General features: G+C 34.7%; 17 protein-coding genes. 16 read left to right on the top strand and 1 reads right to left on the bottom strand.

Annotated elements, in window-relative coordinates:
• From ACTYBU_RS17060 to ACTYBU_RS17020, 9 genes are all read left to right on the top strand, one after another.
• Complete coding sequence (locus ACTYBU_RS17060) at window positions 1-2,094, top strand: CD3337/EF1877 family mobilome membrane protein (protein ID WP_445491555.1); 2,094 nt, start codon at window positions 1-3, stop codon at window positions 2,092-2,094.
• Between the two features lie 102 nt (window positions 2,095-2,196).
• Window positions 2,197-2,784, top strand: coding sequence for a lysozyme family protein (locus ACTYBU_RS17055; RefSeq protein WP_445491554.1), 588 nt, complete (start codon window positions 2,197-2,199; stop codon window positions 2,782-2,784).
• Window positions 2,785-3,334: 550 nt separating this feature from the next.
• Entirely contained in the window at window positions 3,335-5,152 is a 1,818-nt protein-coding gene (locus ACTYBU_RS17050; RefSeq protein WP_445491553.1) for a reverse transcriptase domain-containing protein, read from the top strand.
• Window positions 5,153-5,366: 214 nt separating this feature from the next.
• A complete protein-coding gene (locus ACTYBU_RS17045; protein WP_445491551.1) occupies window positions 5,367-5,708 on the top strand; it encodes a C40 family peptidase in 342 nt (113 codons plus the stop codon).
• A gap of 15 nt (window positions 5,709-5,723) precedes the next feature.
• Window positions 5,724-6,254 (top strand): hypothetical protein, encoded by a 531-nt coding sequence (locus ACTYBU_RS17040; RefSeq protein ID WP_445491549.1) that lies wholly within the window; start codon window positions 5,724-5,726, stop codon window positions 6,252-6,254.
• Window positions 6,255-7,274: 1,020 nt separating this feature from the next.
• The gene (locus tag ACTYBU_RS17035; protein WP_445491547.1) at window positions 7,275-9,164 is read left to right on the top strand and encodes an ATP-dependent nuclease; all 1,890 of its coding nucleotides are present in this window, start codon (window positions 7,275-7,277) and stop codon (window positions 9,162-9,164) included.
• The gene (locus ACTYBU_RS17030) at window positions 9,157-11,067 is read left to right on the top strand and encodes a UvrD-helicase domain-containing protein (protein WP_445491546.1); all 1,911 of its coding nucleotides are present in this window, start codon (window positions 9,157-9,159) and stop codon (window positions 11,065-11,067) included. The genes ACTYBU_RS17035 and ACTYBU_RS17030 overlap by 8 nt, the downstream gene beginning before the upstream one ends.
• A gap of 231 nt (window positions 11,068-11,298) precedes the next feature.
• Window positions 11,299-13,026 (top strand): hypothetical protein, encoded by a 1,728-nt coding sequence (locus tag ACTYBU_RS17025; RefSeq protein ID WP_445491545.1) that lies wholly within the window; start codon window positions 11,299-11,301, stop codon window positions 13,024-13,026.
• Between the two features lie 745 nt (window positions 13,027-13,771).
• On the top strand, window positions 13,772-14,146 hold the full coding sequence (locus tag ACTYBU_RS17020) for a JAB domain-containing protein (protein WP_445491629.1): 375 nt from the start codon (window positions 13,772-13,774) through the stop codon (window positions 14,144-14,146).
• Window positions 14,147-14,543: 397 nt separating this feature from the next.
• On the opposite strand, the gene ACTYBU_RS17015 is transcribed toward ACTYBU_RS17020, so the two are convergent.
• Entirely contained in the window at window positions 14,544-15,860 is a 1,317-nt protein-coding gene (locus tag ACTYBU_RS17015; protein ID WP_445491544.1) for a helix-turn-helix domain-containing protein, read from the bottom strand.
• Window positions 15,861-16,018: 158 nt separating this feature from the next.
• Between ACTYBU_RS17015 and ACTYBU_RS17010 the strand changes: the two genes are divergently transcribed.
• From ACTYBU_RS17010 to ACTYBU_RS16980, 7 genes are all read left to right on the top strand, one after another.
• On the top strand, window positions 16,019-16,159 hold the full coding sequence (locus ACTYBU_RS17010; RefSeq protein WP_445491542.1) for a hypothetical protein: 141 nt from the start codon (window positions 16,019-16,021) through the stop codon (window positions 16,157-16,159).
• A 276-nt stretch (window positions 16,160-16,435) separates the two neighbouring features.
• Window positions 16,436-17,563, top strand: a complete 1,128-nt coding sequence (locus tag ACTYBU_RS17005) for a glutamate-cysteine ligase family protein (RefSeq protein ID WP_445491540.1) — start codon at window positions 16,436-16,438, stop codon at window positions 17,561-17,563.
• Between the two features lie 31 nt (window positions 17,564-17,594).
• Entirely contained in the window at window positions 17,595-18,974 is a 1,380-nt protein-coding gene (locus tag ACTYBU_RS17000; RefSeq protein WP_445491539.1) for an MmgE/PrpD family protein, read from the top strand.
• Window positions 18,971-20,506: an FAD-binding protein gene (locus ACTYBU_RS16995; RefSeq protein ID WP_445491537.1), complete on the top strand. Its 1,536-nt coding sequence runs from the start codon at window positions 18,971-18,973 to the stop codon at window positions 20,504-20,506. Before ACTYBU_RS17000 ends, ACTYBU_RS16995 begins: the two co-directional genes overlap by 4 nt.
• The gene (gene asnB / locus ACTYBU_RS16990) at window positions 20,499-22,346 is read left to right on the top strand and encodes an asparagine synthase (glutamine-hydrolyzing) (RefSeq protein WP_445491535.1); all 1,848 of its coding nucleotides are present in this window, start codon (window positions 20,499-20,501) and stop codon (window positions 22,344-22,346) included. The genes ACTYBU_RS16995 and asnB overlap by 8 nt, the downstream gene beginning before the upstream one ends.
• Window positions 22,343-23,365 carry a PrpF domain-containing protein gene (locus tag ACTYBU_RS16985; RefSeq protein WP_445491534.1) on the top strand — a complete coding sequence of 341 codons (1,023 nt, stop codon included), beginning with the start codon at window positions 22,343-22,345 and terminating at the stop codon, window positions 23,363-23,365. The genes asnB and ACTYBU_RS16985 overlap by 4 nt, the downstream gene beginning before the upstream one ends.
• 36 nt (window positions 23,366-23,401) lie before the next feature.
• Window positions 23,402-24,655, top strand: coding sequence for an ATP-grasp domain-containing protein (locus ACTYBU_RS16980; protein WP_445491533.1), 1,254 nt, complete (start codon window positions 23,402-23,404; stop codon window positions 24,653-24,655).
• Window positions 24,656-24,657 lie beyond the last annotated feature (2 nt).

Here is a 24,657-nt window from a genome sequence, read left to right as displayed (position 1 = left end):
ATGAAATTCCTGAAACAGGGGTGGTGCTTCTTCTTTTTGTTTTTTATTCTTCCTCTTCATTCTGCAGCAGAGGAGAGCACCGCTACTGTTGAAAAAAAGGAAGAGACAGTCGGACGGGTGATAGTGGAAAGCAAAGAGTATCCTTTGGACCATTACAAAATGGAAAGTGATGTTGGCGATGGTATAACAGAAGTCGGGGATAGAGGCTTGCATTCCATTAACCAGGGCATGTGGGGCCTGAATAAAACAGTCGCAAGTTTCACCCTATATGCGGTGGAAGAGTTAATGTCTTTTGATCTTATCAGCAAGATTACAGAAGAAGCAGCACTCATGAGTGAACGAATTTACCGCATCATGTCGGGTACTTTTCTTTCTCTTTTTATTGTGTTGGCTGGCGGGTCAGCTGCCTGGAGATATTATGTGAGGGGGCAATCGGGATATGCGGTAAAAGCGATACTCGGTGCCCTGATAATCATGACGATGACTTTTTGGTTTTATTCCAACGCGATTGGTCATATCAAATGGCTGAATGACCGGGGGGCAGAGCTGGAAGGAATTGCTGGTTCTGTCAATGTACTGATGAGCAGTGAGGAATTTGATGCAAACAAAGCTTATGATAGCAAGGAAGGAATCGCGGTTCTAGAGAATCAGCTTTTTAATCTCATGATAAAGCGACCCTACTTATTTTTAAATTACGGATCGACTAAAGAAAGCGAACTTGTTAAGGAAGATCCTAATCGGGTGGATAAACTTTTAGAAATTAAACCCTTTACAGAAGAAGGGAAAGAACAGCGAAAAGACGTGGTTGATCAAGAAGTATCAGAATTAGAAAACAAACAAATGTCACCAGATTTCAGCGGGGAGCGATTTGGCTATTTGATTGTGACGCTTCTTTCTACGATTGCCGTTTCGGTGCCTGTTTTATTGCTTGCTTCTTTTAAGTTCTTGCTGCAGGTATGGTTTTTGGCGCTTGTTATCTTTACCGCTATTCCGTTGGTACTGTCTCTTATCCCTGCTTATTCAGAAACGGCCCTTAACCATGGAAAAAAACTGATGGGTGTGCTGTTACTGAAAGCCGGGTTGGTACTATTGATTGGGGTTATAACGGGACTCGTTACTCTTCTGTATGAATCGGTATCGGTAACTAACGGTGTGGAAGGATATGTATTTGTTGTCTTCCTTGTTTGCATCACTATATGGGGCTTGTTTAAATATCGTTCAGAAATATTTGAAGTGGCATCTTCCGGGATGGTCCATGGTCAGCAGCGAGTGGAACGAGCAACTCTAGGTGTGATGAATCGAATTGGAGATGTTGGAGAAAAAGGAGTTGGACAAGCGAAAAGAATGGTCGGTACTTCACTTCGAGAAAACCAGCAAAATCATGAGAAGAAACAGATGGAAAAGAAGAGAAGAAAAACGTTAGCTGCTTTAGAAGAACGAGAAACTTCTTCCCAGCGTGAAGCAGTGGGAGATAGCAGTCTATCTCTAGAGCGAAATGATTCCAAACAGAGAAAGGTGAATACTACTCTTTCGACTAAACAAGGAAATGGAATGAGTCCATCCGGTTTTAGGAAAGGAACGATTTCATCTTTCTCACACAATGATGAAAGAGAAGTTATAGCCTTTGATCGTTATAAAAAAGAAAAAGGGAGAGCAACGAAGGAGGGGGTACCATCAGGAACAGCTGCAAAAACTTCCTCTTTTAGAAAGCCGAAAGATTCCGCTGTACAAGCTCAGGAGAATAATAGCGGATCAGCCATAAAAATTACTAGTTGGCAGGTGAACGCAACGGGAAGAAATAATAGTAGTGAAAATAATCCGTCCTCAAGAGATCCTTATCATTTTCAGCAGAGTGAGGAAAGATCGACAACTACCACTAAAAAAGTCAATGGTGAAAAGGATACTTCAAAAATAAGACAATCACGAAACAGAGAGCCTAAGAAAAAGATGAATAGTAATACGGTTGTGCAAGATGGAGGGGATGCTGAAAGAGAAAAGGGAGCAATAAACCGGAAAAGAGCAGCAAGAAGAATGGAAAATTCACTTTCTAAAAGAAGGGAAGGCAGCTATCCAAGAGGAAAAAATAGCAGGTAGTTTAAAACAAAAAAGGGAGGCTCAAGAGGGATAAATGTTTCTGCCTAATGGTCCCTATAGAATAAGTTAAGACAGTTTTGGAAAGGAGGACATATGATCACGATGCTGAAAAAAAGTGCGAAAACTGCTGTTACGTATGCACTTCTCAAAAGTCCTATCTTTTGGATTCTTGCAGGTATTTCTGTTTTGGTTGCTGGGTTAGTTACACTCTCTGTTTTTCTTTCTGTCAGCTTAGGCGGTGACAGTTCTTTTGATTCTGGAACAGGAAACAGTGCAGGAAGTGCAGCTTCCCTTTCAAAAGAAGTATTGCGGTATGAGCCCCTTGTTTCTCAATATGCAGAAAAAAAGGGAATCGGAAAATATACAAATTTACTACTTGCACTTATCCAACAGGAATCCGGAGGAAGGCATCTTGATGTGATGCAGTCCTCCGAATCTCTTGGGTTATCCCGAGGTGCAATTATGGATCCTGCTAATTCGATAGAAGTAGGGGTAGCCTACTTTGCGGGCATCTTAAAAGAATCCGAAGGGGATATCAACCTAGCGCTGCAATCATATAACTTTGGAAAAGGATTCATTTCCTATGCACAAGAGCATGGAGGCTACAGCAAAGAAGTAGCTGCCAACTACAGCAAACATATGGCAGAAAAATCGGGATGGACATCTTACGGGGATATCGTGCGCCCGTAAGGGTGATAAGGGAATCTGACTTTGGCAAGTTAGTGGGGTTACCTTCTTAATACTCCATTATTACCTGTCTTACCTTGGATGGAAACTGAAGGGGGACAATAGCATGGCAGGAAAGCTACAAGCCAACAAGGTACCATGTTGCGGCTGAGTAGCAAAATAAAAGGTTATGAACAAGGATGAAAGCTACACTGCTTGAATGATAGTACAAGGATGAATACCGTAACACATCTCTAAAGGTGCCTGTATACGAGATGTAACTCAAGGATATATAAAATTCGATGTCTTTATATATCAGAAGGTCTTGAGTTATCCAGCCACAGTCAGTGGAAACGTACGAAAGTCGCATCCGATATCATAACAGGCCACGTCTCTTATCATACTAAACGGGGATTACCTAAGTCAGAACGCCAAAAGGCTATGAACACAGGTTCTGAAAATCTGATAAGGTAACGGAGCCTTCGTAGTAGTCTGAGCTAGGGAAAGCCTAGTACATGGCGAAGGAAGGCAGTCTATCAACTTACTACAAAATTGGGGAGGTGCGGAAGGCACTATGCAAAATCCGAGAGTAGTATTAAGTAACTTGCAAAAACACAGTAAGAAAGACACGTACAAGTACAATCGCCTTTATCGCAATCTATTTAACTTAGAATTTTATCTGATGGCATACGACAATATAAACAATAATACTGGGAGCATGACCGAAGGGATAGATAGGAAATCTATTGATGGAACAAGTATAAAGGAAATGGAAAAATTAGTTGAAAGTATTAAAGACATGACCTATCAACCATTTCCATCAAAACGGGTTTACATCAAAAAGAAAAATGGGAAACAACGACCTTTAGGAATCCCGAGCTTTTGCGACAAACTTGTCCAAGAAGTCATCCGAATGATATTAGCAGCTATTTATGAAGATACTTTTTCAGCATCTTCTCATGGATTTCGGCCAAATAGAAGCTGCCATACAGCACTTAAAGAAATACGGCATACCTTTAATGGAGTCAAATGGTTCGTAGAAGGAGATATTCAAGGCTTCTTTGATAATATTGACCACCATGTCCTTATCAATCTTCTTCGAAAGCGTATTGATGATGAACGGTTTATTGATCTTATATGGAAGTTCTTAAAAGCTGAATATATGGAAAACTGGAAATACCACATTACTTACAGCGGTACTCCTCAAGGTGGAATTATCAGTCCAATACTCTCTAACATTTACCTGAACGAACTAGACACACACATGAAACGATACATTACAGCAACTAATCAAGGTAAAGAGAGAAAACGAAATCCAGTTTACAGAAGAATTGAAAGTAAGCTACAGAAGATGCGAAAGAAACTTGAAAAGGGTAACTTACCCATAGAAACACGCAATAAACTATTAAAACATCATGGGGAGTTAAAGCAACAATTACACACTCTTTCTTCTGTGGATCCTATGGACACAACATATAAGAGAATAAAGTATGTTCGATACGCAGATGACTTTCTCATAGGTATTATTGGCTCGAAACAAGATGCAGTCGCAATAAAAAGCAATCTCACGACATTCCTAAAAGAGAATTTGAAGTTAAATCTATCCCAGGAGAAGACACTTATTACTCATGGAACGGACCTTGCTAGATTTTTAGGTTACGATATAACAATCAGCAACGGTAACCATTTAAAGCGAACCCAAAATAATACACTCCAACGTGTATATAAAGGCAAAGTCCAACTTAAAATGCCTCATGAAGTATGGGTAAACAAGCTTAAAACCTATAAAGCTATCCAAATCACAAAGGAAGGACAATGGAACCCTACACATAGGGGAAAGTTCATCCATAGTGAAGATTTAGAAATTGTATCCCAGTACAATAGTGAAATTCGAGGATTATACAACTACTATAAATTCGCAAAAAATGTGAGTAATCATATGCATCGATTTGCATATTTCATGTTTTATTCAATGTTAAAAACCTTCAGTTCAAAGTATAAAACAGGGCTGAAAGACATCCGACAGAAGTATATGAAGAATGGCGAATTCGTGATTACGTATGAAACAGCCAATGGAATGAGATCCCTTACGTTCCTCAAGCGATCTTTTCCAAGAAAAATGGATGTAACAGTAAAGACCAAACCAGATATCTTACCAAACAACCAATATACTTTGAGTTATACGAAGTTATCAGATCGACTGAAGGCAAGAGTATGCGAATTATGCGGATCAACCAATACTGACATCCATATGCATCATGTCAAGCGATTAAAAGATGTTAAAAATAAGAAAACAAATACATTCCTCGAAATTCAAATGATAGCCAGAAGACGAAAAACGATTGCGTTATGTACAAAATGCCATATAAAACGGCATAAAGGCGAAATATAAATGCAAGGATGGATGGAGAGCCGGATACATTGAGAGGTGTAAGTCCGGTTCGGAGGGGAGTGTTTGGAAACCTGTTATAGCAATATAACAAGGCGCTGGGCACTTACCCTACGAATATGTCGATCATGTGCTTCGTTATTATAATGAGGGAGGAAAAACGGTAGTCAGTAATGATGGCACGCAATCGTTTAATGTAGAAGAAGTTTTGGTGATTATGAAAAAATACCTTGGCATTCCTTATGTATGGGGTGGAAGAACTCCGCAGGCAGGAGGATTTGATTGTTCCGGTTTACTGGAATATGCATTTGGAAAAATCGGGATCGATATTGCGGGGACTGCACAATCTCAATTTGATAAAACCTCTCCTGTTTCAGAGGAGAATATTAAGCCAGGAGATTTAGTTTTTTTCTCCACGTATAAGCCTGGTGCCTCTCATGTTGGCATGTATATCGGAAATGGTCAGTTTATTAATGCCAATTCCAGCAATGGAACGTCCTTTTCTTCTGTAGAGGAATGGAAAAAACTTTATCCTTTCCTAGGCTTCAGGCGAATATAGGAAGGAGTGAGGAGAGTGGAACCTTTCCAAAAGAAATATGTTCTATTAATTTTTATCATGATCATTGGAGGAGCTCTGCTCCTTTTTTATATCATTAGCTTAAAAGCACAGCTGCAGGAGGTAAAATCCAATCAAAGCCGCTATGAAAAGGAAATAAAAAGGTTAAAGAACGTGCACGGATCGGAAGCAGCTCTTTTAAATGAAACATTCTTGGATAAGTTTTTCACCTATGAACATACAGAGGATCGATACAAAAATGTAGAAACACTTATGACAGACCAGGGATTTGCTTCTACCCATCCATCTGGGGCCGAGATTCCTTCTACAAAAGAATCCGTGGAATCTTCTTTATCGGGCTTAAAAGCATATGAGTATAAAGCCAGCAAAATGGAAACCGCTTATATCAATGAATTTGAACTTACAACAGAATATAACGGAGTTTCAGATACGGTCACAACGTTAGTAAAAACAGATTTGCTTTATGTAAAGAATAAGGGATGGAAAGTAAATGATATCGAATATATCGGGGAGTTAACAGGAAATTAAAGGCTTCTGTGTGCACAAAAAGAGCTTCGTGCACTATGATGACGTTTGGTCTCACAATGTGCACAATTATTTTTTTCTTTCTAAGGGATTTATGTATGAAAGGTATTACTACTTTAAAAGTGTTAAGGTCTGCAGCAGGATACTATGTGGGAACACAGATTAAACGAAATGGAATAATGATGCTATATGAAAAGTAAGTTAATAAATTTTAATTTCACTTTTAACTCCCTCTTCATCATATTATGTTAGGATCATATAATTACCTAGTGTATTCATCAGACTTGCTGTTATTCTCTTAGTACAACTAATCGATATGCTCATTCACAGAATGACATAAGGGTCACTGTTTCATCGTAGGGTTGAGTGGATAAAGCATAATTGATAAAAATATGAATTCAAGGTTATCTTGAACAAAGTAAAAAGACATCGATTCTTATGCGGTCGATGTCTTTTTTGTTGGGTTATACAATAAATATAATTTATTTACTATTAAAGTCTCTAACCCCCTTTTAAGGGAGAAGAGACCTTAATAGTAATTTTTAAGTTTTATTTCGAGTTAAGTAATCTGGATAGTATTTCCAAAATAATTGAAGTATTAGTATCATCCTTAATAAACAACCAAAATACAATACAATTCACCCAATAAGTATGAATGCTGAAAATTATATTGTCATCTAGTGTAGCTTCCAATTTTAATTTTTTAACATTGAAGACCTCCAATGGTCTCTCTTCCTATAAAGAATATTAAAAGAAAAACATTCGTATTGCAAGAATGAAAATGCTGAAAGATTCGGTCTTAATAAGAGCTCCCCCTGTTAATAATTTATTTCTATAAAAAGGTACATTAATTCTTCTTGCCTACTAAAGGAGATTTATTGTCCTTACTTCAGAAAATGAAAATCATATGTAATATTCGACAATTTGTTACTTATCACTATAAGATTTGCAATATAATGTAAATAAAGAACAATATTACTAAAAATTTACTAAAAATATAAGAATATAAAAGGAGTATGAAAAATGTACCTTTCAGAAATCCATATTAAAAATTTTCGCAAATTCGGAAACCCCGGGCTACACTTAATCTTAAATAAGGGGTTTAATTTGTTTGTAGGAGAAAATGATTCTGGTAAGACTACAATAATTGATGCTATAAAACTAGTATTAGGCACTCAAAGTAATGATTTTAATAGGATTGAGACTGATGATTTTCATATTCCAAACAAAAATTCTCCCGAATTTGAAAGGGCTAAAACTATAGAAATTTCTTGTATAATACGAGACATTTCATTGAATGAAGCAAAACATCTATTAGAATGGTTGTCGTTTGAAAAGGTAAGAGGAAAAACAGAGTACTTACTTCATATTTCTTATCTTGCTAAAAGAGAAGGAAAGAAAATTTTTTACGATGTAAAAGCGGGTATTGGGGATGGGGGGAAATTATTAAACAGTGAGGCAAGAAATAGAATAAGGGCTACGTATTTAAAGCCTTTAAGAGATGCTAATACTGAATTAGCACCTAGGAAAAATTCAAGGCTTTCCAACATTTTAAGCAGTCATTCTGCTTTTGAAAATGAAGATAGTCATTTTTTACTCGATACCTTTAAAGAAGCGAATAAAAAAATAGATTCTTACTTTAAGGGAAAAGATTTAAATGAAGAAAATTTACCAGACCAGCTTGGGAAAAATCTTTTAGAAGAACTTAATACATACCTTAATAAGTTCTCGAACAAAAATAACGTTTTAGAATCTGGTTTTCGAGTTTCAGACTTGAAATTAAAAAACATACTTGAACGTCTTACATTAGAATTTGAAAGTTCAAAACCAGGTTTAGGCTCACATAACATTTTATTTATTGCTGCCGAACTTTTATTGTTAAAAAGGGATGAATTTGATGGTCTTAAGTTAGCTTTAATTGAAGAAATCGAGGCCCATCTACATACTCAAGCTCAAATCAGACTAATTGAATATTTACAAGAAGAAGCTGAAAGCTCAAATATTCAACTTATATTAAGTACTCATAGTACTGCATTATCTTCAAAAATCAAATTAGAAAATTTGTTTATCTGTAGTAATAACAGTATTTTTTCAATGAGATCCGATGAAACCGAGTTGTTAAAAGGGGATTACTTATTTCTCGAACGATTTTTAGATGCTACAAAAGCAGATATGTTCTTTGCACAAGGAGTAATAATGGTTGAGGGGGATGCTGAAAATTTAATCTTACCGTCCTTAAGTAAGATTATTGGTAAACCATTTTCACAATATGGTGTAACGGTACTGAATGTGGGTAGTACGGCATTTTTAAGATACTCAAGGATTTTTAGACGAAAGAATAGTGAAAATGGCTTATTAAATATTCCTGTGGCATGCGTGACAGACCTGGATATAGATACTGTGGAATATATAAGTAATGAAGGATTAAGCGAAGCATACTATGAGAAACGACAAGAGAAAAAAGCTAATATTGTTGAAAGATTAGATGGACAAGTTGTTAGAACCTTTGTTTCACCTTATTGGACACTTGAACATGATATTGCTTTAAGTGAACTTCGGCCATTATTATTGAAGGCAATTTTGCAAGCAAAAAAAATTCAAAATAGTGATAAGTATGGATTAACAGATAAAAAAAATGAAGATATCGAAACTGAAATTAATATCTTAAATGCTACATGGAAGGAGAAGAACTATACTGACTTTCAAATAGCTCATGATATATATAGAAATCAAATAACCAAAGTAAATAATAAAATATCTAAAGCAATTATAGGTCAGTGCTTTGCAACTTTAATTGAAGAAAACGAAGATAAAGAAGAATTAAAAAAAATTATATTAAGGGATAAGAAATTAAGTTATTTAGTTGAAGCCATTAATTATGTGACTTCCCAAGGAGGTCTTAAAAATGATTGAAATTACAAATGAAGATATAGATTCAATTGAAACAATATTGCTGCCTTATGGAGGGAAATTTGAAGATGATCACAGGATGGTTATTAGAAATCTAGAAACTGTGGACATAAAAGCATGTCCTGGAAGTGGAAAAACGACGACTCTAATTGCAAAACTTTTAATTCTTGAAAAGAAACTTCCGTTTATAAACAATCAAGGAATATGTGTTTTAACTCATACAAATGTCGGAGTCAATGAGATTAAAGAAAGAAGTAGTAGTCAAGAAGCTAGTAAGTTATTTCAATATCCTAATCACGTATCAACTATACAGATATTTGTTAATAAATACCTAGCAATTCCATCGTACAAACACTTTTACAACAACAATGTATACAGCATTGACCAAGAGACATATGGTGAAAACTTTCACAGGGCATTTTTAAAGATTCCAAGGAAATATCGGATAAATATAAATCGAAAATATAATACAGATGATCTTTGTAATAAGTTGAATTTCGGCTTAGAAGAGGAAGGATTTATTTATTTAGGGAACAAAAAATTGAGTGAGGTATATAGTGAGACGTCAGATACTTATAACTATTTAAAAGAGCTTAAAAATGATCTATTTAATAAAGGAATCCTTTCATTTCATGATGCATATGTATTGGCTTATAAATTCTTAAATAAATTTCCAGAAACAAGGGATTTAATTTCTGCTCGGTTTAGATATTTATTTATAGATGAAATGCAAGATACCTCAAGTCTCCAGATAGAATTATTATACCGTGTCTTTGATAAAGAACAAGTAAGTATTCAATGTATTGGAGATGAAAATCAAGCAATATTTGAAAATTCAAGTGGTAAGTTAAGATGGAAACCTAAGAATCCCCTTTCTTTAGCTGAAAGTAAACGGTTTTCATCATCGATTGCAGATTGTGTAGATAAAGTGTGTGTTAAACCACAAAATATAAAAGGAAATCTAAATATAAATAATATACCACCTATAATACTTGTATTTAATGATTCAAATATAGAAAACGTGTTACCAACATTTTCTAAAATAATTATTGATAATAACCTACATAACGAAGATAGAAAGATTTTTAAAGCAGTTGGTAGGGTTGCTAAAGTTCACAATGAAGGGCACATTACAATTCCGAGCTATTTTACTTCTTACATTAAAAGTAGTAATGAGAAAATAAAAAAAAGTTACCAATCATTAGGTGAGTATTTAAAGGCCATTTCACAGTTTAATGATCCTAATGTAAGAGGTTGCCGAAAACTACTAATAAATTGTTTATTAAACACAATGAGAATTGAGAATATTAGAATCGATGGTAAATGGTACACAGAAAGAAAACTTGTCGAGAAGCTAGAAGAAAAAAATAAGATTTTGGTTGTGAATTTAAATAGACATATAGCAAGATGGGTAATAAAGGTTAAAAATGATGAAGACATAAGTGTTGAAATATCTAAATTTATTATGCAAAAGTTTATACCTTTTTTTAAGGGGGATAAGCAAATCAGTAATGAATTAAAAGAATTTTGTAATAAAGAAATATATGAAACTAATGAATCTTCATGTATAACAAAACAGATAAATACAATAACCTATCAAGATGAAAATACAAATGATGAAATAATTGTTAGCATAGATACAGTTCATAATGTAAAGGGAGAAACTCATACCGCAACACTTTATCTAGAGACCTATTTTAAACAATATGACTTAATGAGAATAAGAGAGTATTTAAAGAAAAAACATATTATTCCGAAAGGTAAAGAGCTTCCAGAAGCTTTAAGTATTGCCTATGTTGGATTAACTAGACCTACCCACCTCCTTTGTTTGGCTATGAGGCAAGACACCATTGATGGAAATGAGGAAGATCTTAAAAATGCCGGGTGGCAAATAAAATATCTATAGATTGAGGAATTGAAAAAGTAAAAAAGTGCTGTTGTATTACCTTTTAAAAGATTGGTATAGTGTGTTTTAAAAAGGTATCTAGATTGTACTATTTATTATTGTAAATAAGATTTATAACTATATCTTGATCATGGGAACGATTGGGGTCTCTTAAGGTTAATACAAACACTTCTAAGGCACCCTTCTTTATTTTCTGTTTTAACTTAGAAATAGTAAAGGAGTCCTTCTTTTATGTCATTAAAAGATGAGAATGCTGTCCGGTATGCAATATGGAATGCATATAAACGACGTTGTCAAATTACAAAAAATCTAATTGAAAATATTACTGATATGGAAATTGATCATATTATCTCAGTGAGTACTTTTAAAGATAAAAAAAAGGTAGCAATATATAATTTACCAGAAGATTTCGATTTACATGGACTAGAAAACTTGAGACCAGTATTAAGAGCATGGAATAGAGAAAAAAGTAATCAAGAACTTCCTTCTGAACAAGTAAATTTAAATCTACTCAAAGCAAGAAACTTAAAGAAGTTAGTTGAGAGAGAAATCACTAAATATCATGAAGAAAAACAATATGCGCTCAGCATCGAAGTTATTAGGGAAGCAATTCGTAAAAAGGATATAGCACTTGAAGAATATGTTGATCAAATAAGAGATTATCAAGTGGATTATGGTTATGAAGTAATAAGTAATGAAAATAATTTTATAAATAGCATTGAAGTCAATTCTCATAGTGTCAGAATTTCAGCACATTTACCAAGGGTAGAAGAAAGAGAAGGAAATTGTTTATTTTCTTTTAATAGCTTTTATTTACGGCAGGTTAATATTACTCTTTCACATCAGGAAATATTAAGGACCTTGTATAGGGGACATAAAACACCATTAGAACTTTCGATGAGGTCATATATAATGGTGAATACTTTAAGTAATGAATTTAAAACGTATATAATTAGTATTGGAGGTTGTGTATTCCATCTGGATATTGACGAAGTCAAACATTTAATTAGGGCAATAGATATTTTCATTGAAAATTATGTTGAAGCCATAAAAAATATAGAGTGTAAACTGGAGTCAAAGAACTTTTATCCAATGTTACATGATTTGAATAACTACAAATTAATTTGCATCCTACCAGATCTCTTTGAAAAAATTATTCTATTTACTAGAGATCATGATTATTCAGCTGGAGAGAGTGAATGGCATATTTTTGATGCTAATGGAACAATGATTAAGGTCTATGAAAAAGATAGTGGGAAATACAGATGTTTTCTTTATGCCATTTCAGATAATAATGATGGATTTAATTGGTATAACACACATAGTAATGTATGGTTAGTGTGGGACTATATGAATATTGCCGGTGAGGACCTTTGGAGTGCTCAAAGTACTTTTAGGTGGTTAATAGAAGATTTAATTCCAGCTGTTGAAGTCTACTTTAATACACCTACTAAATTTTCTATGTTCAAGAAAAAACAAAATGGAACAAAAATTAATGCTACTATATATACAAATAAAGATAAGTTCTATGATATTAAAACAAAAGTTTCCAAAAGTAAGTTATTCAAAATTGGAGAAAGTCTTCAATTAATGTATTCTATAGAAAAACAGTTCTATATGCAGTGGTCCAGTTACATAAATATTTATGATGCAATTCTATATTTAGTAAGAATATGTCCATCACCAGACTATCCTTACATTTCTTCAAAGTTATGCTTAGGACAGGTGGTTAACAAAGAAGATTTATTAAGAAATATAAATCAAGAAAAAGAAAAAGAAAATAAAGGGAAAATATATAGTGAAAAATTAGATTTACTTTTTAGAATTTTCACTACTTTAGTAAGAGATTCATTAAATGTACTTAAGGAAGAAGAAATATCAAAATTAATTAGTTTAATCGAAGAGCCTATAAATACATATAATACTGTAAAATTAGTAGAGTCACAATATAAAGTATGATCATTGCAAACATGCTAGAGTCAACAATATTCTATTAATGAGATAGGAAAATCATAACTAGTTTTTACAAAAGCATTCTACTCAATAAAAAAATAAGACGGCAGCTGCAACTACGGACTTATCAAGGAATGCATTCTTTTGTCATACCGTACGTGTCGGTTCGATACTAAAGAAGACAGGAAACCGTATCGAACGAGGAGTAATACTAAAAGATTCATCTCGTCTTTTTAGAGGCATCGAACCTCCAAAAAGACGACTGTATGAGAAAGCGTTTTCGTACAGAACGCTTTTTTTTTACAAATTAAAAAGCTATGTGCTAAACGGCTGCGGGCATCGAACCCTTGCCGTTTTTTCTGTTTGTTTTCCTTTTCTATCCTTCCTTCGTTCTCCTTATTGTAACAAGTTCGCTTATGACAGCGGGAAGGGCGGGCGTTTTGGGAAAGAAAGCGGAAAAGCCAAGTGGGCTAAACAAGCGTAACCTTGCCAACTACGCAATGGAACGCTTGCTAAGTTATTGGGCTTTTCTCGATTTTTAACGAAAAAAGTCGAGAAAGAAGGAACTTTTCTGAACTTTCCCTACCCAAAACTGGCAAGCGTGCTTCTTCGTCAGCACGCCCTTCCCTCCGTTTGCGCGAATTGTTGATCCTTTCTCAAACGTAGAAAGGAGAGAGGAAACATGAAAAAATTATATGAAGTAGTACGCATTAAGCAAGTAATCAAGGAAGTGGAGGGGGAGTAAAAATATATCATACGATCTCCTCAAGATGCAGCCATCGTTGCCGCTAAGTTTATCGGAGATGAAGACAGAAAAGTATTTTTCGTGATTTGTCTTTCTACCAAAAATGAAGTAGTAGCGGTACACCGAGCGCATGTAGGAGGGTTGAATGTCTCCTTGGTTATTCCAAGGGAAGTATTTAAAGCAGCCATTCTTAATAACAGTGCTTCTATCGTTGTGAGTCACCAGCATCCAAGCGGAGATGTAAATCCTTCCCTAGAAGATATCACGGTAACTACAAGATTAGTAGAATGCGGGAAAGTATTAGGAATTGAAGTATTAGATCATGTAATCGTCAATGCAAAATCTGATTATTACAGCATGAAAGAGCGTGGGCAAGTGTAAGAGGGGGAGTGATCTCCCTTTTTTTCGTCGGAAATCTTTTGAGGTGTTAGTGTTAAAGTTATTTGTTTAATCATGGAATAAAAAAAAGAAGAAAACAACGTTTCCTCGAACGTAGAAAGATAGATTTTGTAAAAAAATTAGCGGGTATAATATAAGTAGCACTGTACTTTTTAAAATACATACCCGCCACTCCATGTAAAGCGGAAAAATATACACTAAATACTGTATACTCTTAACTTTAAAGACAATACTGACATTTGGTCTCACAATGTGCTTATTAACTTTTTTGTTATCATTTCCACCTATGTGGAAGGCTAACTTACTATAATAAGGAGTAGTATTATTATTCCTGTTATTTATGAAAATTTAAAGCAGAATAGTTAAGTTGTTACTGTCTTTAGTCATTCTTAAAACAGGACATATTCATTAATAGATGATTCGACTTTTGTAATAATCGATTTGCTTCTTCAAACTGTTTCTGATTACTAAGGATATTTGCTTTTATCGTACAGCTTTTTGCTTCCAAGCATGTATCGTTTATTTCTTTTGAAATTTTTTCTGCTTGATTAATATAAGTTAAAGCTTCTCCGTCCATACCTTGATCTAATTTACTTTGCGCTAACACAATCAGTACTTTTGTTTTAATATCTGGCGAAGAACTTGAAATAAGCAATGCACGTTCTGCACAGGATTCTAATAATGCGTAATTTTTTACTTTGTAATATGTGAGCATCATCTCATATAAATTATTAAGAAAAAGCCCATTATGCTTTAATTCTTCCGCACTGATTAGGCTTTTTTCTAGATATAGGAGGGAATCATCATATTTTTTAACATTTCGATAAAGAATACCAAGATTTGTTAAGCAACCTATGCTCTCTTTTGAATCTTTTTTATCTTCCAATAACTCAAGCGCTTTTCTAGTAGAGACTATACCTTCTGAGAATCTCATTAAATAAAGTTCTGCAATTCCTTTTAGCATGTAGAAGTACCCTTGAGCATAAAGTAGTTGTGATTTTTTCATTAAATGAAAAGATTCTTCAATCACTTCCAACCCTTTTTTATATTCACTAATTCGGCAATAACAATAGGCAAGATTATAAAGGATTTTCAATTGTAGTAGCACATCATCTTCATAATGCTTAGATTTTAATAAAATGGAACCATACAGTGAATTTTCAATTGCTAAATGATAGTTTTTCGTTTTTTTGTAGCATTCTGATAAGTAATAATATAAAGATATATAATTTTTTCCTTCCATAGGTGAATAATACAACAAGCTCTCATTTAATAATTCAATCGCATTTTTATAATGAAGGTTTTCTATTTCTACAAGGCCTAAAATCTTCTTTATCGGACCATTATAAAATGAGAGATCATTGGGGAGTATAATATTTTGTAAAATCTGATTTATGTTGCTGTACTTTCCAGCCTTCATTAAAGCTTTGCACAAATTGATAATTCTTTTAATTTCCACAATATCCATATGAATATTAGCCTGTTTTTCAGCAGCAGATAAGCTTTCCCCTAAAAGTTCACTTGTTGGAACCCCTAATTTTATGGCGATATGTTCCAACGTTTTAATGGAAGGAGTGGTTTGGTCTCTCTCTATTAAACTAATCATTCCCCTGCTTAAATTCCTGTCAGATAAATCCCCTTGTGTAAACCCTAAAGCTTTTCTTTTTTCTTTAATTCTTTGCCCTACGGTTTTCATTTAATTCCTCCAATTAATCCTATTTTAATATTTTAATTATACCGTTATAAACAACAGAATAAAATATTATTGCTATTTTACAAATAAATACAATTGACAGTCAGAATGTTAAGAATATATAATTAAAAATGTTAATATATTGTTCAGGAGTGATGAGGATGAAAAAGTACATATTCACAGTAATAGTAGCTTTAACTACGGTTGTTGTATTAAGTATTAGTCAGTACCAACATTTAGAAACGAACCATTCCAAAGAAGCCGGAACAATAATAACTTATTCTGACCCTGTATGGCCATAAGATAACTAAATAAGAATAATACGTATGACCTTAGACTAGATAGTGTACAAGCTTTTTTAACGGCTAACAACTATCTAATCTAAGGTTTTTTTTTGCCTAATAACAATCCTTTTAAGCAAGAAGATTAGAAAAAGTAGAATATGAATAAAATATTAAAAAATTTAATTTATTATTCATTTGGTATTGGAAAAGTGTTATGATGTTTCTAACGGATAATGTATTTTTATTCCATTTTCCGTTTCTGTATAAAAACAAAAACCTAATGGAGGCGAAAGTATGCAAAAACAATTATCTTTCTTTGAGAAAAATGATAATGAATTTAAGATGGGGTTAGAAGTTGAATTGATGCTGACGGATAAATCCTATACACCACTGCATGTGAGTGATTTACCATTTGATAAGATGAAAAATGTTTTAGAAAATACGGAAGGCTCTTCATTAGAATATTTAGTTACAAAATATCCAGGAGCGAACAGTCGTCCTTATTATTTAGAAGGATACGATTTTGTAAATAAAAGTGGTGAGTTTACTTCCCTTGATGTAAAAGGGATAGAAATTAGTACACCCATTGCGTTTACCATTTCTGACTTAATGGATAGTTTTCAAGTTCTATATAAAAATATACAAACCTCTTGTTTAACTGAAGGGATGAACTGTGTTTGTTTTGGTACACACCCTGCGAAATTAGATTATGAAGGCCCTCGGGGAGTTCGAGGTATTCAAGAGTGGGCTTCAGCAGAAGTTGCGATGACTACATTTGGAATTCATGTCAATGCAAGCCTGCCTTTATCATTGGAAAAGAAGTTAAATCGCGAAGAATTGCATTATCGCTTTAATTATGTTTCCCCAGCTTTCGTTTTGTTTAGTGCGAATACACCGTTTCGGCATGGAGAGGTTTGGGATTTAGGAAATACAATAGGAAAATCCGATCGTTCTTACCGACGTACGTTTACTAGGGATACATTATATTTTCGAGATGACCAAAATTACAGAAAAGAAGTTACGTTATTTGACATGACCAATTCATTGGAGTTAATTCAAGCTTATACGGCTTTAACGTTAGGGATTATGCTTGATGAAACGCCTTTTCCTTATCTACCAGACACTTTTTCAAAGCATAATATTCAGGAAGTGTCTAAATTTGGATATAAAGCAAATTTAGTGAATCGCCAATTTCAAAAGTTTAAACCGGAAGCGTTGGCAGAGGATGTTCTGCTTCGTGCTGCAAAATCCTTAGATAAATACAGTTTAGGAAGCCATTATTTACAACCTTTAAATGAATTGCTTAAAGCGAGAAAAGTGCCAGCGGATTTTATGTTAAGTGATTTTAATAAACAGAAAGACGTGAAAGAACTATTTAAAAGCTATTCTCATTTATCCCCTTTACCACAATTTAATAAATAAGAGATTTATAAAAAGGAAGGGAGTTGTTTTAATGGATAACCACACTTTAAATTTAGCCAAATATGTTGAAGAATTGGATTACGACTCGATACCGACGGAAGTAATTAAGAAAACAAAAGAACTATTCATTGATTGGGTTGCATGCTGTTATGCGGGGACGCATAGTGAAGTTACTTCTATTATAAAAAATGTTACAGATAGTTTAGGAAAGGGGAATGGGGCGGATGTTTTAGGATATGGGGAAACGGATTCTGCTTTTATCGCTTCCCTTATAAATGGATCAGCTTCCCATGCAGTAGAATTAGATGATGTACATAATGCATCCGTATTTCATCCAGGTGCCACGGTCATTCCGGCAGCATTAGCAGTTGCACAAGATAAAAATTTGTCAGGAAAAGATTTAATCGTAGCGATTATAGCAGGTTATGAGATTTCTACTAGATTAGGTGAATGTTTAGGGCTTTCCCACTACGAATACTTTCATACAACAGCAACCGCTGGTGTAATTGGTGCAGCTGTTGCAGCGTCTTGTTTATTAGGGCATAAACAAACTGACATTGCAGGAGCGATAGGAAATGCTGGTACTTTATCGGGTGGATTGTGGCAATTTCTTGAAGATGATGCGATGAGTAAGCAGCTCCATACTGGAAGAGCTGCGGCAGATGGTGTTTTGTCTGCGTATCTAACGGATGGAGGGTTAATCGGACCAAAAAGGATTTTAGAAGGAGAAAGAGGCTTGTGTAAAGCCATGTCTAAAAATCCTGACTGGTCCAAGTTGGAGTTTAACCCATCGGGTAAATCGTACAAAGTTATGGAAGTTTCGCTTAAACCATATTCCTGTTGTCGACATATTCATCCAGGAATCGATGGTGTTATTACGATCATGAAAAAACATGCAATAAGCAAAGAGGATATTTCCTCTATAAAAATTTATTTGTATTCAAATGGGTACGAATTATTAAGCAATGTGGAGCCAACTTCATCGTATACCGCGAAATTTTGTATACCTTACTGCATCTCCCATGCAGCTATTTCTGGCGAAGTAACCCCTAGTATGTTTGAAGATTCGGCACTATCAAATAAAGAAATACGAAGCTTTATGCCATGCGTTGAATTTTATCCAAGCGAAGAGATGGATACATTATATCCTGCAGTAAGAGCTTCAAAGGTCGAAATTTATACAAAAAATGAGGAAGTTTATACGGAAGTTATTTATTACCCAAAAGGAGATCCTGAAAATCCTTTGACTATCCAGGAGCTTCAACATAAATTTATTTCCTTGTCCTCTTCCAAATTAAAAGAAGATGAGGCTCATCATTTATTCCATCGTTGTATGGAATTAGAAGAAATGGATGATATGTCACATCTTTTTAAAGGGTTGTCTATAAATGCAGGGGCTGCCATATCATGACTATTTTCAAAAGTGAGGTATTAATTATTGGTGGGGGAGAAGCTGGGCTTAGAGCAGCAATAGAAGCAAGAAAACATGGAGCGGAAGTAACGTTGGTTTCAAAAGGGACTGCTGGTAAAGCAGGAGCTTCTTCCTTAGCAGTTGGTACACACTCAGCTATTACCCTAGCAGAAGATTCTATTAAAGAATTTGAAAAAGATATTTTAAAAAATAGTCATAAAATTGCTGATCCCCAGTTGGTAAGAAAGCTTGCTGAAGGGTCTGTATCTATTATAGAAGATCTTCAATCGTTTGGTGTTGACATGATATTTGAATCAGATCTTTGTACGCCAGGCCATCGTTTTCATCGTAGATGGCATCCACCGACACGAAAAGGAACAGCGGTTACAGTAGCTTTGAGAGATACATTTCAACATCTTGGAGGGAAAATAGTAGACAAGGTCAATGTGGTAGATTTAATTTGCACAGATGGAGTTGTATACGGAGCTATAGCAGAATATCAGAACAACCTGGTAGCTTTTATTGCAGGCAAGACCATTTTAGCATCCGGCGGTTTAGGCTATTTATATCGCTATACAGATAATCCTGCTGATATAAAAGGGGATGGAATATTTATGGCTTGGAAACATGGAGCCATTTTAAGAGATATGGAGTTTGTACAATTCTATCCTTATTGGTTAACCTCTCCTAGAAGTTTTGATATAGGAACGAAGCTTTTTTCACAAGGAGCTATCATGCTAAATGAAAAAGGCGAACGGATTATGGACAAGTTTCCTTCAAAGGAACTTGAAACAAGAGATATCGTTTCTCATACGATGGCGTTATCAGGAAAGGTCTATTTAAATCTTAACAATTTGCCTTTAAACACCATCCAACAATATAATCCAAAGCTTTATAAAATTATTGCCTCAGGTAAAAATGAGCAGCTTCTCTTAAACCCTGTTGAACATTATTCGCTGGGAGGGATAGAAATAAATGAGCGATGCCAAACTTCCTTACAGGGATTGCTTGCTTGTGGTGAATGTACAGGAGGCGTACATGGTGCAAATAGATTAGGTGGGAATGCACTAACAGAAGCATTGGTATTTGGAAAAATTGCAGGCGAAGAAGCAGTCAATCATTTCAAGATGGATAATAATATTGTGAACTTAGCAATAGAAAGAATAAAAGATTCCAAGATGGATATAGATGCTAAACAATCCAATTCGTTGAAAATTATTCGTGGGATGGTTAGCAAATACTTAGGAGTTGAGCGATCTATACATGAATTAGAAAAATGCATTCATATTTTAGAAAATGATGAGGAGTTAAACCAAGATCCCAATAGCGCTAAGTATTGTTCCCTAATTAAGTTAATGGCGAAAACATGCCTTTATCGGAAAGAGAGTAGAGGAGCGCATAGTTTAATAGAATATCCTAATCAAGATGGCTCTTATGACGGAAATATACGTATTCAGCTTAATGATGGAAAAAAGGAAGAGATTACGTTTTTAAAATCACAATTTGACACCTTGGAGGAGAATTATGTGTAGGATATTTGGTGCATGTTGTTTACGCGGAGATTCATTCATCGATAAAGAAATTATAGAAAAATTACAAGTGAGCTTAGTTCATGGAGGACCAGATGAAATAGGGATAGAAAGTATCGATAGCTGTATGTTGGGGATTAACCGATTAGCGATTATGGATCCTGCAGGTGGTCAGCAGCCGTTTGACACTTCTTGTGCAACGGTTGTGTATAATGGAGAAATTTATAATCATAAGGAACTCAGAGATATATTAAAGGAAAAAAATATTGCGTTTCAAACAGAATGCGATGGGGAAGTCATCCCCTATTTATATCATGTATATGGAATAGAAGCATTTAAAAAACTTGATGGAATGTTTGCTTGTGCGCTTTGGGACAAAAAGAAACAGGCCCTCGTATTGGCAAGAGACCATGCAGGAATGAAGCCTTTATTTTATACAGTAATTGATGGGTTATTAATTTTTTCGTCTGAAATTTCAGCCCTATTATCTTTAGCTCCTATCAATAAAGATGTTTCTCATTTGGCAATGGATAAATATTTCTCTTTAAAAGCTGTGTATACACTAGAAAGTCCAATAGGAACGGTGACAGCTTTTCCAGGAATTTGGTCCATTCCACCAGGACATGCTTTAACTTGGGAACCTAATAAAGGTCTGCACCTGGAGAAATTTATTCATCATCCCGGTGAAAAAACGAAGATTACTAAATCAGAAGATTTGGAAATGAAGTTGTCCCATCTTCTCGAAGAAGAAGTAGCCAAAATAGTTCAGTCCGATGTGCCGATTTGCTCCATATTGAGTGGTGGATTGGATTCTAGTATCGTAACTAGCCTAGTGTCTAAGCAATATAAGGAAAAGCTCCATACATTTACCATAGGATATACAGGAACTTGGCAGGGGGATGAAAGGCATTATGCAAGGGAAGTAGCGAATTATTTAGGTACGGAGCATCATGAAATTGAATTAAATCCAGATGACATTCCAACGCTTTTGCCTAAGGTGATAAAGCATTTAGGTCAACCTAATGCAGATCCGATAACCGTTAGTTCGTATGCTCTCTTCCAAGAAATAAAGAATCATGGGTTTAAGGTAGCCATATCAGGTGATGGTTCCGATGAAATTTTTGGAGGATATGATCGGTTAAAGGATTTCATCTCCAGTGATTCTCATGGAGTCGAGAACAAAGTAGCCAATTATTTTAGTAGTTTAGCTGCTGTTTCCAAAAATTTGCGAGAAAAACTGTATTCTCCATCTTTCAAAGAATATTTACTGGATATGCAAAGTTCAGAGCAGGTTCAGAATCGTTTATTAAGGAAAATAAGGAATCAACCAACATCGGAACAGTTAAACACATTATTGAATTTTGAGGTGAATCATCGACTTCCGGTTTACCATCTACTGCGAGTGGATCACTTGAGTGCAGCACACGCTTTAGAAGTTCGTATTCCATTTTGCCAAAAGAAAGTAGTTGATTTTGCTTTTTCGATACCTACTAATAAAAAAATTTCAGGAGACGGACGAGTAAAAATATTATTAAGCGATACAGCTCAAAAATATAAATGGGTACCAGAAAGCATTATAAAAAGAAAGAAACAACCATTTACTTTACCCATTAGCCAAATGCTACATCCTGATCATAAGCTAGGGAGGTTTGCAAAAGAGATTCTTCTAGATACAAAGGTAGAGAAGCGTGGTTATTTTAATGTAGATAAAATCGAGAGCATGATTAATCAACTTTCCAATCCTAATAATCAACTTTCTTTGGCAATCTGGTCTTTATTAACTTTAGAGTTATGGTTTCGTCAATTTATTGATAGTAAAGAAGAAAGAATGATTAGTGTATGAAAAATGTTTCAATCGCTTTTTTTTATGGGGAGGGAGGACCTTCCCCAACGGTTGTTATATCGGAGGATGCACTGTTTGATAATTCGATTAAACTACATGAAACACTACATGATGTGATGGATTTTGTTTATAAAAATTGGCGAGCACTTCATTTAAGCTGCTGTCCTACCAAAATAGCGTTAATAAGACCAAGTAAACATAACGATTGTGATTTAGATTATTTGTTTATACAAGTAATGATCAAAAAAGAAGATTCCATCAAGTTCAAATTTGATAGTTCAGGAAATTGTGGTCACTCTTTAGTGGCTGCTATCGCAAAAGCTATGTGGCAATCCTTAATAACGCCATCCGAAATTCAGCAAAAACTAACCGTTTTTATGGTAAACACCAATATAAAAACATCATTTGAAGTGGATACATCCGAAATCAAGTATGGAAAGATAAATTGCAGCATTGAGTATTGTGTTTCGTATGATGAAAAGTTGCTGCCAACAGGCAAAAGTACGCAGATTCTGGATGTCTTAGGTAGATCACTACCTGTTTCCATCATTAATGCAGGGAATCCTTATGTTTTAGTTCATGCTAGCCAGTTTGGCATCAAAGATGAGGAAAGTTTATTTTTAAATCAGGATCATCTAATCCCTGATTTGTTAGAGTTGCGAAGAGAAGTGGGGAAAAAATTAGGTTTTCCCATAACAAGTGTATTTCCAAAAATTGCCCTGGTTATCGAAAAGTACGGGAGTGAAGGACAATTTGAGGGAATAGCGGCGCGAGCTCTTTATATCGATAAATGGCATCCGGGTCTTGGGATAACAGGATTGGTTTGTTTAGGAACAGCGATAAATACACCAAATTCCATTCTTTATCATTCGGCTAATCAGCCAGAGAACACACTTAAAATTCGCCATTCAACAGGAACAGTCCCAATAAATACAAGGAATAGAAATAACTATTGCTTCGTTAAAATTAATAATAAAAAAGCAAAAATGGTTCTTCCCTTATTGAGTATAGAAGGTTAAAAGCTCAACATTTTAATGGAAATGGAGATAGATGAAATGGATAAAAAACATCTTCTAATGCTTGAATTAAACCGCGGTCCTACAGGAATTGAATATTTGAAAGCGGCTAAAAGATTAGGTTTATTTGTAACATTAGTTTCCTTTAAGCCGAATCATTTCTTAAAAATGGAAAAACAGCTTGATTCTCATATGCTTCAATATATCGATAATATTTTAACCATTGATACTCATCAAAATCATGAAGGTTTAGTAGAAAAAGTTTTAAAATATAATGAAATTTTTCCAATTGACGGAGTTTTAAGTACATATGATCTAGAAATGTATCAAGGAGCACTTCTAGCAAACTCCTTACATGTTATAGGAACAAATCCATCTGCAATTGCAACGGCAAGAAGCAAATATCTGACTCGTGAAGTACTTAATAAAAAGATGATTAAGGTTCCAAAATATAAATTAATCGAAACGATGGATGAAGCGATTGAGTTTGCTGGGGAGATTGGCTATCCCTGTATTCTGAAGCCGGTGGATGGTCAAGGAAGCGATAATGTGCATTTTATTAAAAAGGAAGAAGACTTTTATCCACCTATAAAAAACCATCAAGAAAACCCAATCTATTATAGGGGAGTAAGAAAATTCCCCAAATTATTAGTGGAAGAATATCTGGATGGTCCTTTAGTTAGTGTCGAAACTGTATCGTTTAAAGGGGAAATTTATGTTTTAGGCATTACGGATCGGACATTATGCGAATCTCCTTATTTTATAGCCAAAACTGCCTCTTTTCCTGCAAAAATTGCCAAGCAAGACGAAGTAATAGAATCAGTTGTGGAGGCGTTAAGAGCCATTGACTATAATTTTGGTCCTGCTCATACGGAAGTTATTATTACGTCAGAAGGTCCAAGAATTGTGGAGATTAATCCGAGGCTTGCGGGAGGATCTATTTCTTTAATGATGAATTGGGTTTTTGGAAAGAGCATTCATGAAGAAATAATCAAAATGCATGTTGGCATGCCTTTTTCTTATGATTTCGAAGTAAAAGGGGTAGGTGCCTACTTAAGAATTTTCTCCCAAAAGACTGGTGTATTGCAAGGGATTGAAGGAACAGAATCTGCATTAAATACGGATGGAATCAAAGATTTCTATATGGAGCATGAATTTGGTAATCATGTTACGAATAACCCTAAAGGATTAGCGGATGGAATTGGTGTCCTTTCCGGTATTAGTGACAGTAATGAAACGATTATGAACAGTTTGGAAGAAGCCAGCAAAAAGATAAAAGTCGTTGTGAAATAAAG

The sequence above is a fragment of the Niallia sp. 03133 genome (assembly GCF_052663225.1).
This window is presented reverse-complemented; position numbering and strand designations above follow the sequence as displayed.

Bases quoted from the DNA above. Each gene is read 5' to 3' on its own strand.
- ACTYBU_RS16980 (WP_445491533.1), top strand. From the start codon at position 23,402: ATGGATAAAAAACATCTTCTAATGCTTGAATTAAACCGCGGTCCTACA.
- ACTYBU_RS17050 (WP_445491553.1), top strand. From the start codon at position 3,335: ATGCAAAATCCGAGAGTAGTATTAAGTAACTTGCAAAAACACAGTAAG.
- ACTYBU_RS17010 (WP_445491542.1), top strand. From the start codon at position 16,019: ATGAAAAAGTACATATTCACAGTAATAGTAGCTTTAACTACGGTTGTT.
- ACTYBU_RS17030 (WP_445491546.1), top strand. From the start codon at position 9,157: ATGATTGAAATTACAAATGAAGATATAGATTCAATTGAAACAATATTG.
- ACTYBU_RS17035 (WP_445491547.1), top strand. From the start codon at position 7,275: ATGTACCTTTCAGAAATCCATATTAAAAATTTTCGCAAATTCGGAAAC.
- ACTYBU_RS17045 (WP_445491551.1), top strand. From the start codon at position 5,367: ATGAAAAAATACCTTGGCATTCCTTATGTATGGGGTGGAAGAACTCCG.
- ACTYBU_RS16985 (WP_445491534.1), top strand. From the start codon at position 22,343: ATGAAAAATGTTTCAATCGCTTTTTTTTATGGGGAGGGAGGACCTTCC.
- asnB (WP_445491535.1), top strand. From the start codon at position 20,499: ATGTGTAGGATATTTGGTGCATGTTGTTTACGCGGAGATTCATTCATC.
- ACTYBU_RS17055 (WP_445491554.1), top strand. From the start codon at position 2,197: ATGCTGAAAAAAAGTGCGAAAACTGCTGTTACGTATGCACTTCTCAAA.
- ACTYBU_RS17015 (WP_445491544.1), bottom strand. From the start codon at position 15,860: ATGAAAACCGTAGGGCAAAGAATTAAAGAAAAAAGAAAAGCTTTAGGG.
- ACTYBU_RS17060 (WP_445491555.1), top strand. From the start codon at position 1: ATGAAATTCCTGAAACAGGGGTGGTGCTTCTTCTTTTTGTTTTTTATT.
- ACTYBU_RS17000 (WP_445491539.1), top strand. From the start codon at position 17,595: ATGGATAACCACACTTTAAATTTAGCCAAATATGTTGAAGAATTGGAT.
- ACTYBU_RS17005 (WP_445491540.1), top strand. From the start codon at position 16,436: ATGCAAAAACAATTATCTTTCTTTGAGAAAAATGATAATGAATTTAAG.
- ACTYBU_RS17025 (WP_445491545.1), top strand. From the start codon at position 11,299: ATGTCATTAAAAGATGAGAATGCTGTCCGGTATGCAATATGGAATGCA.
- ACTYBU_RS16995 (WP_445491537.1), top strand. From the start codon at position 18,971: ATGACTATTTTCAAAAGTGAGGTATTAATTATTGGTGGGGGAGAAGCT.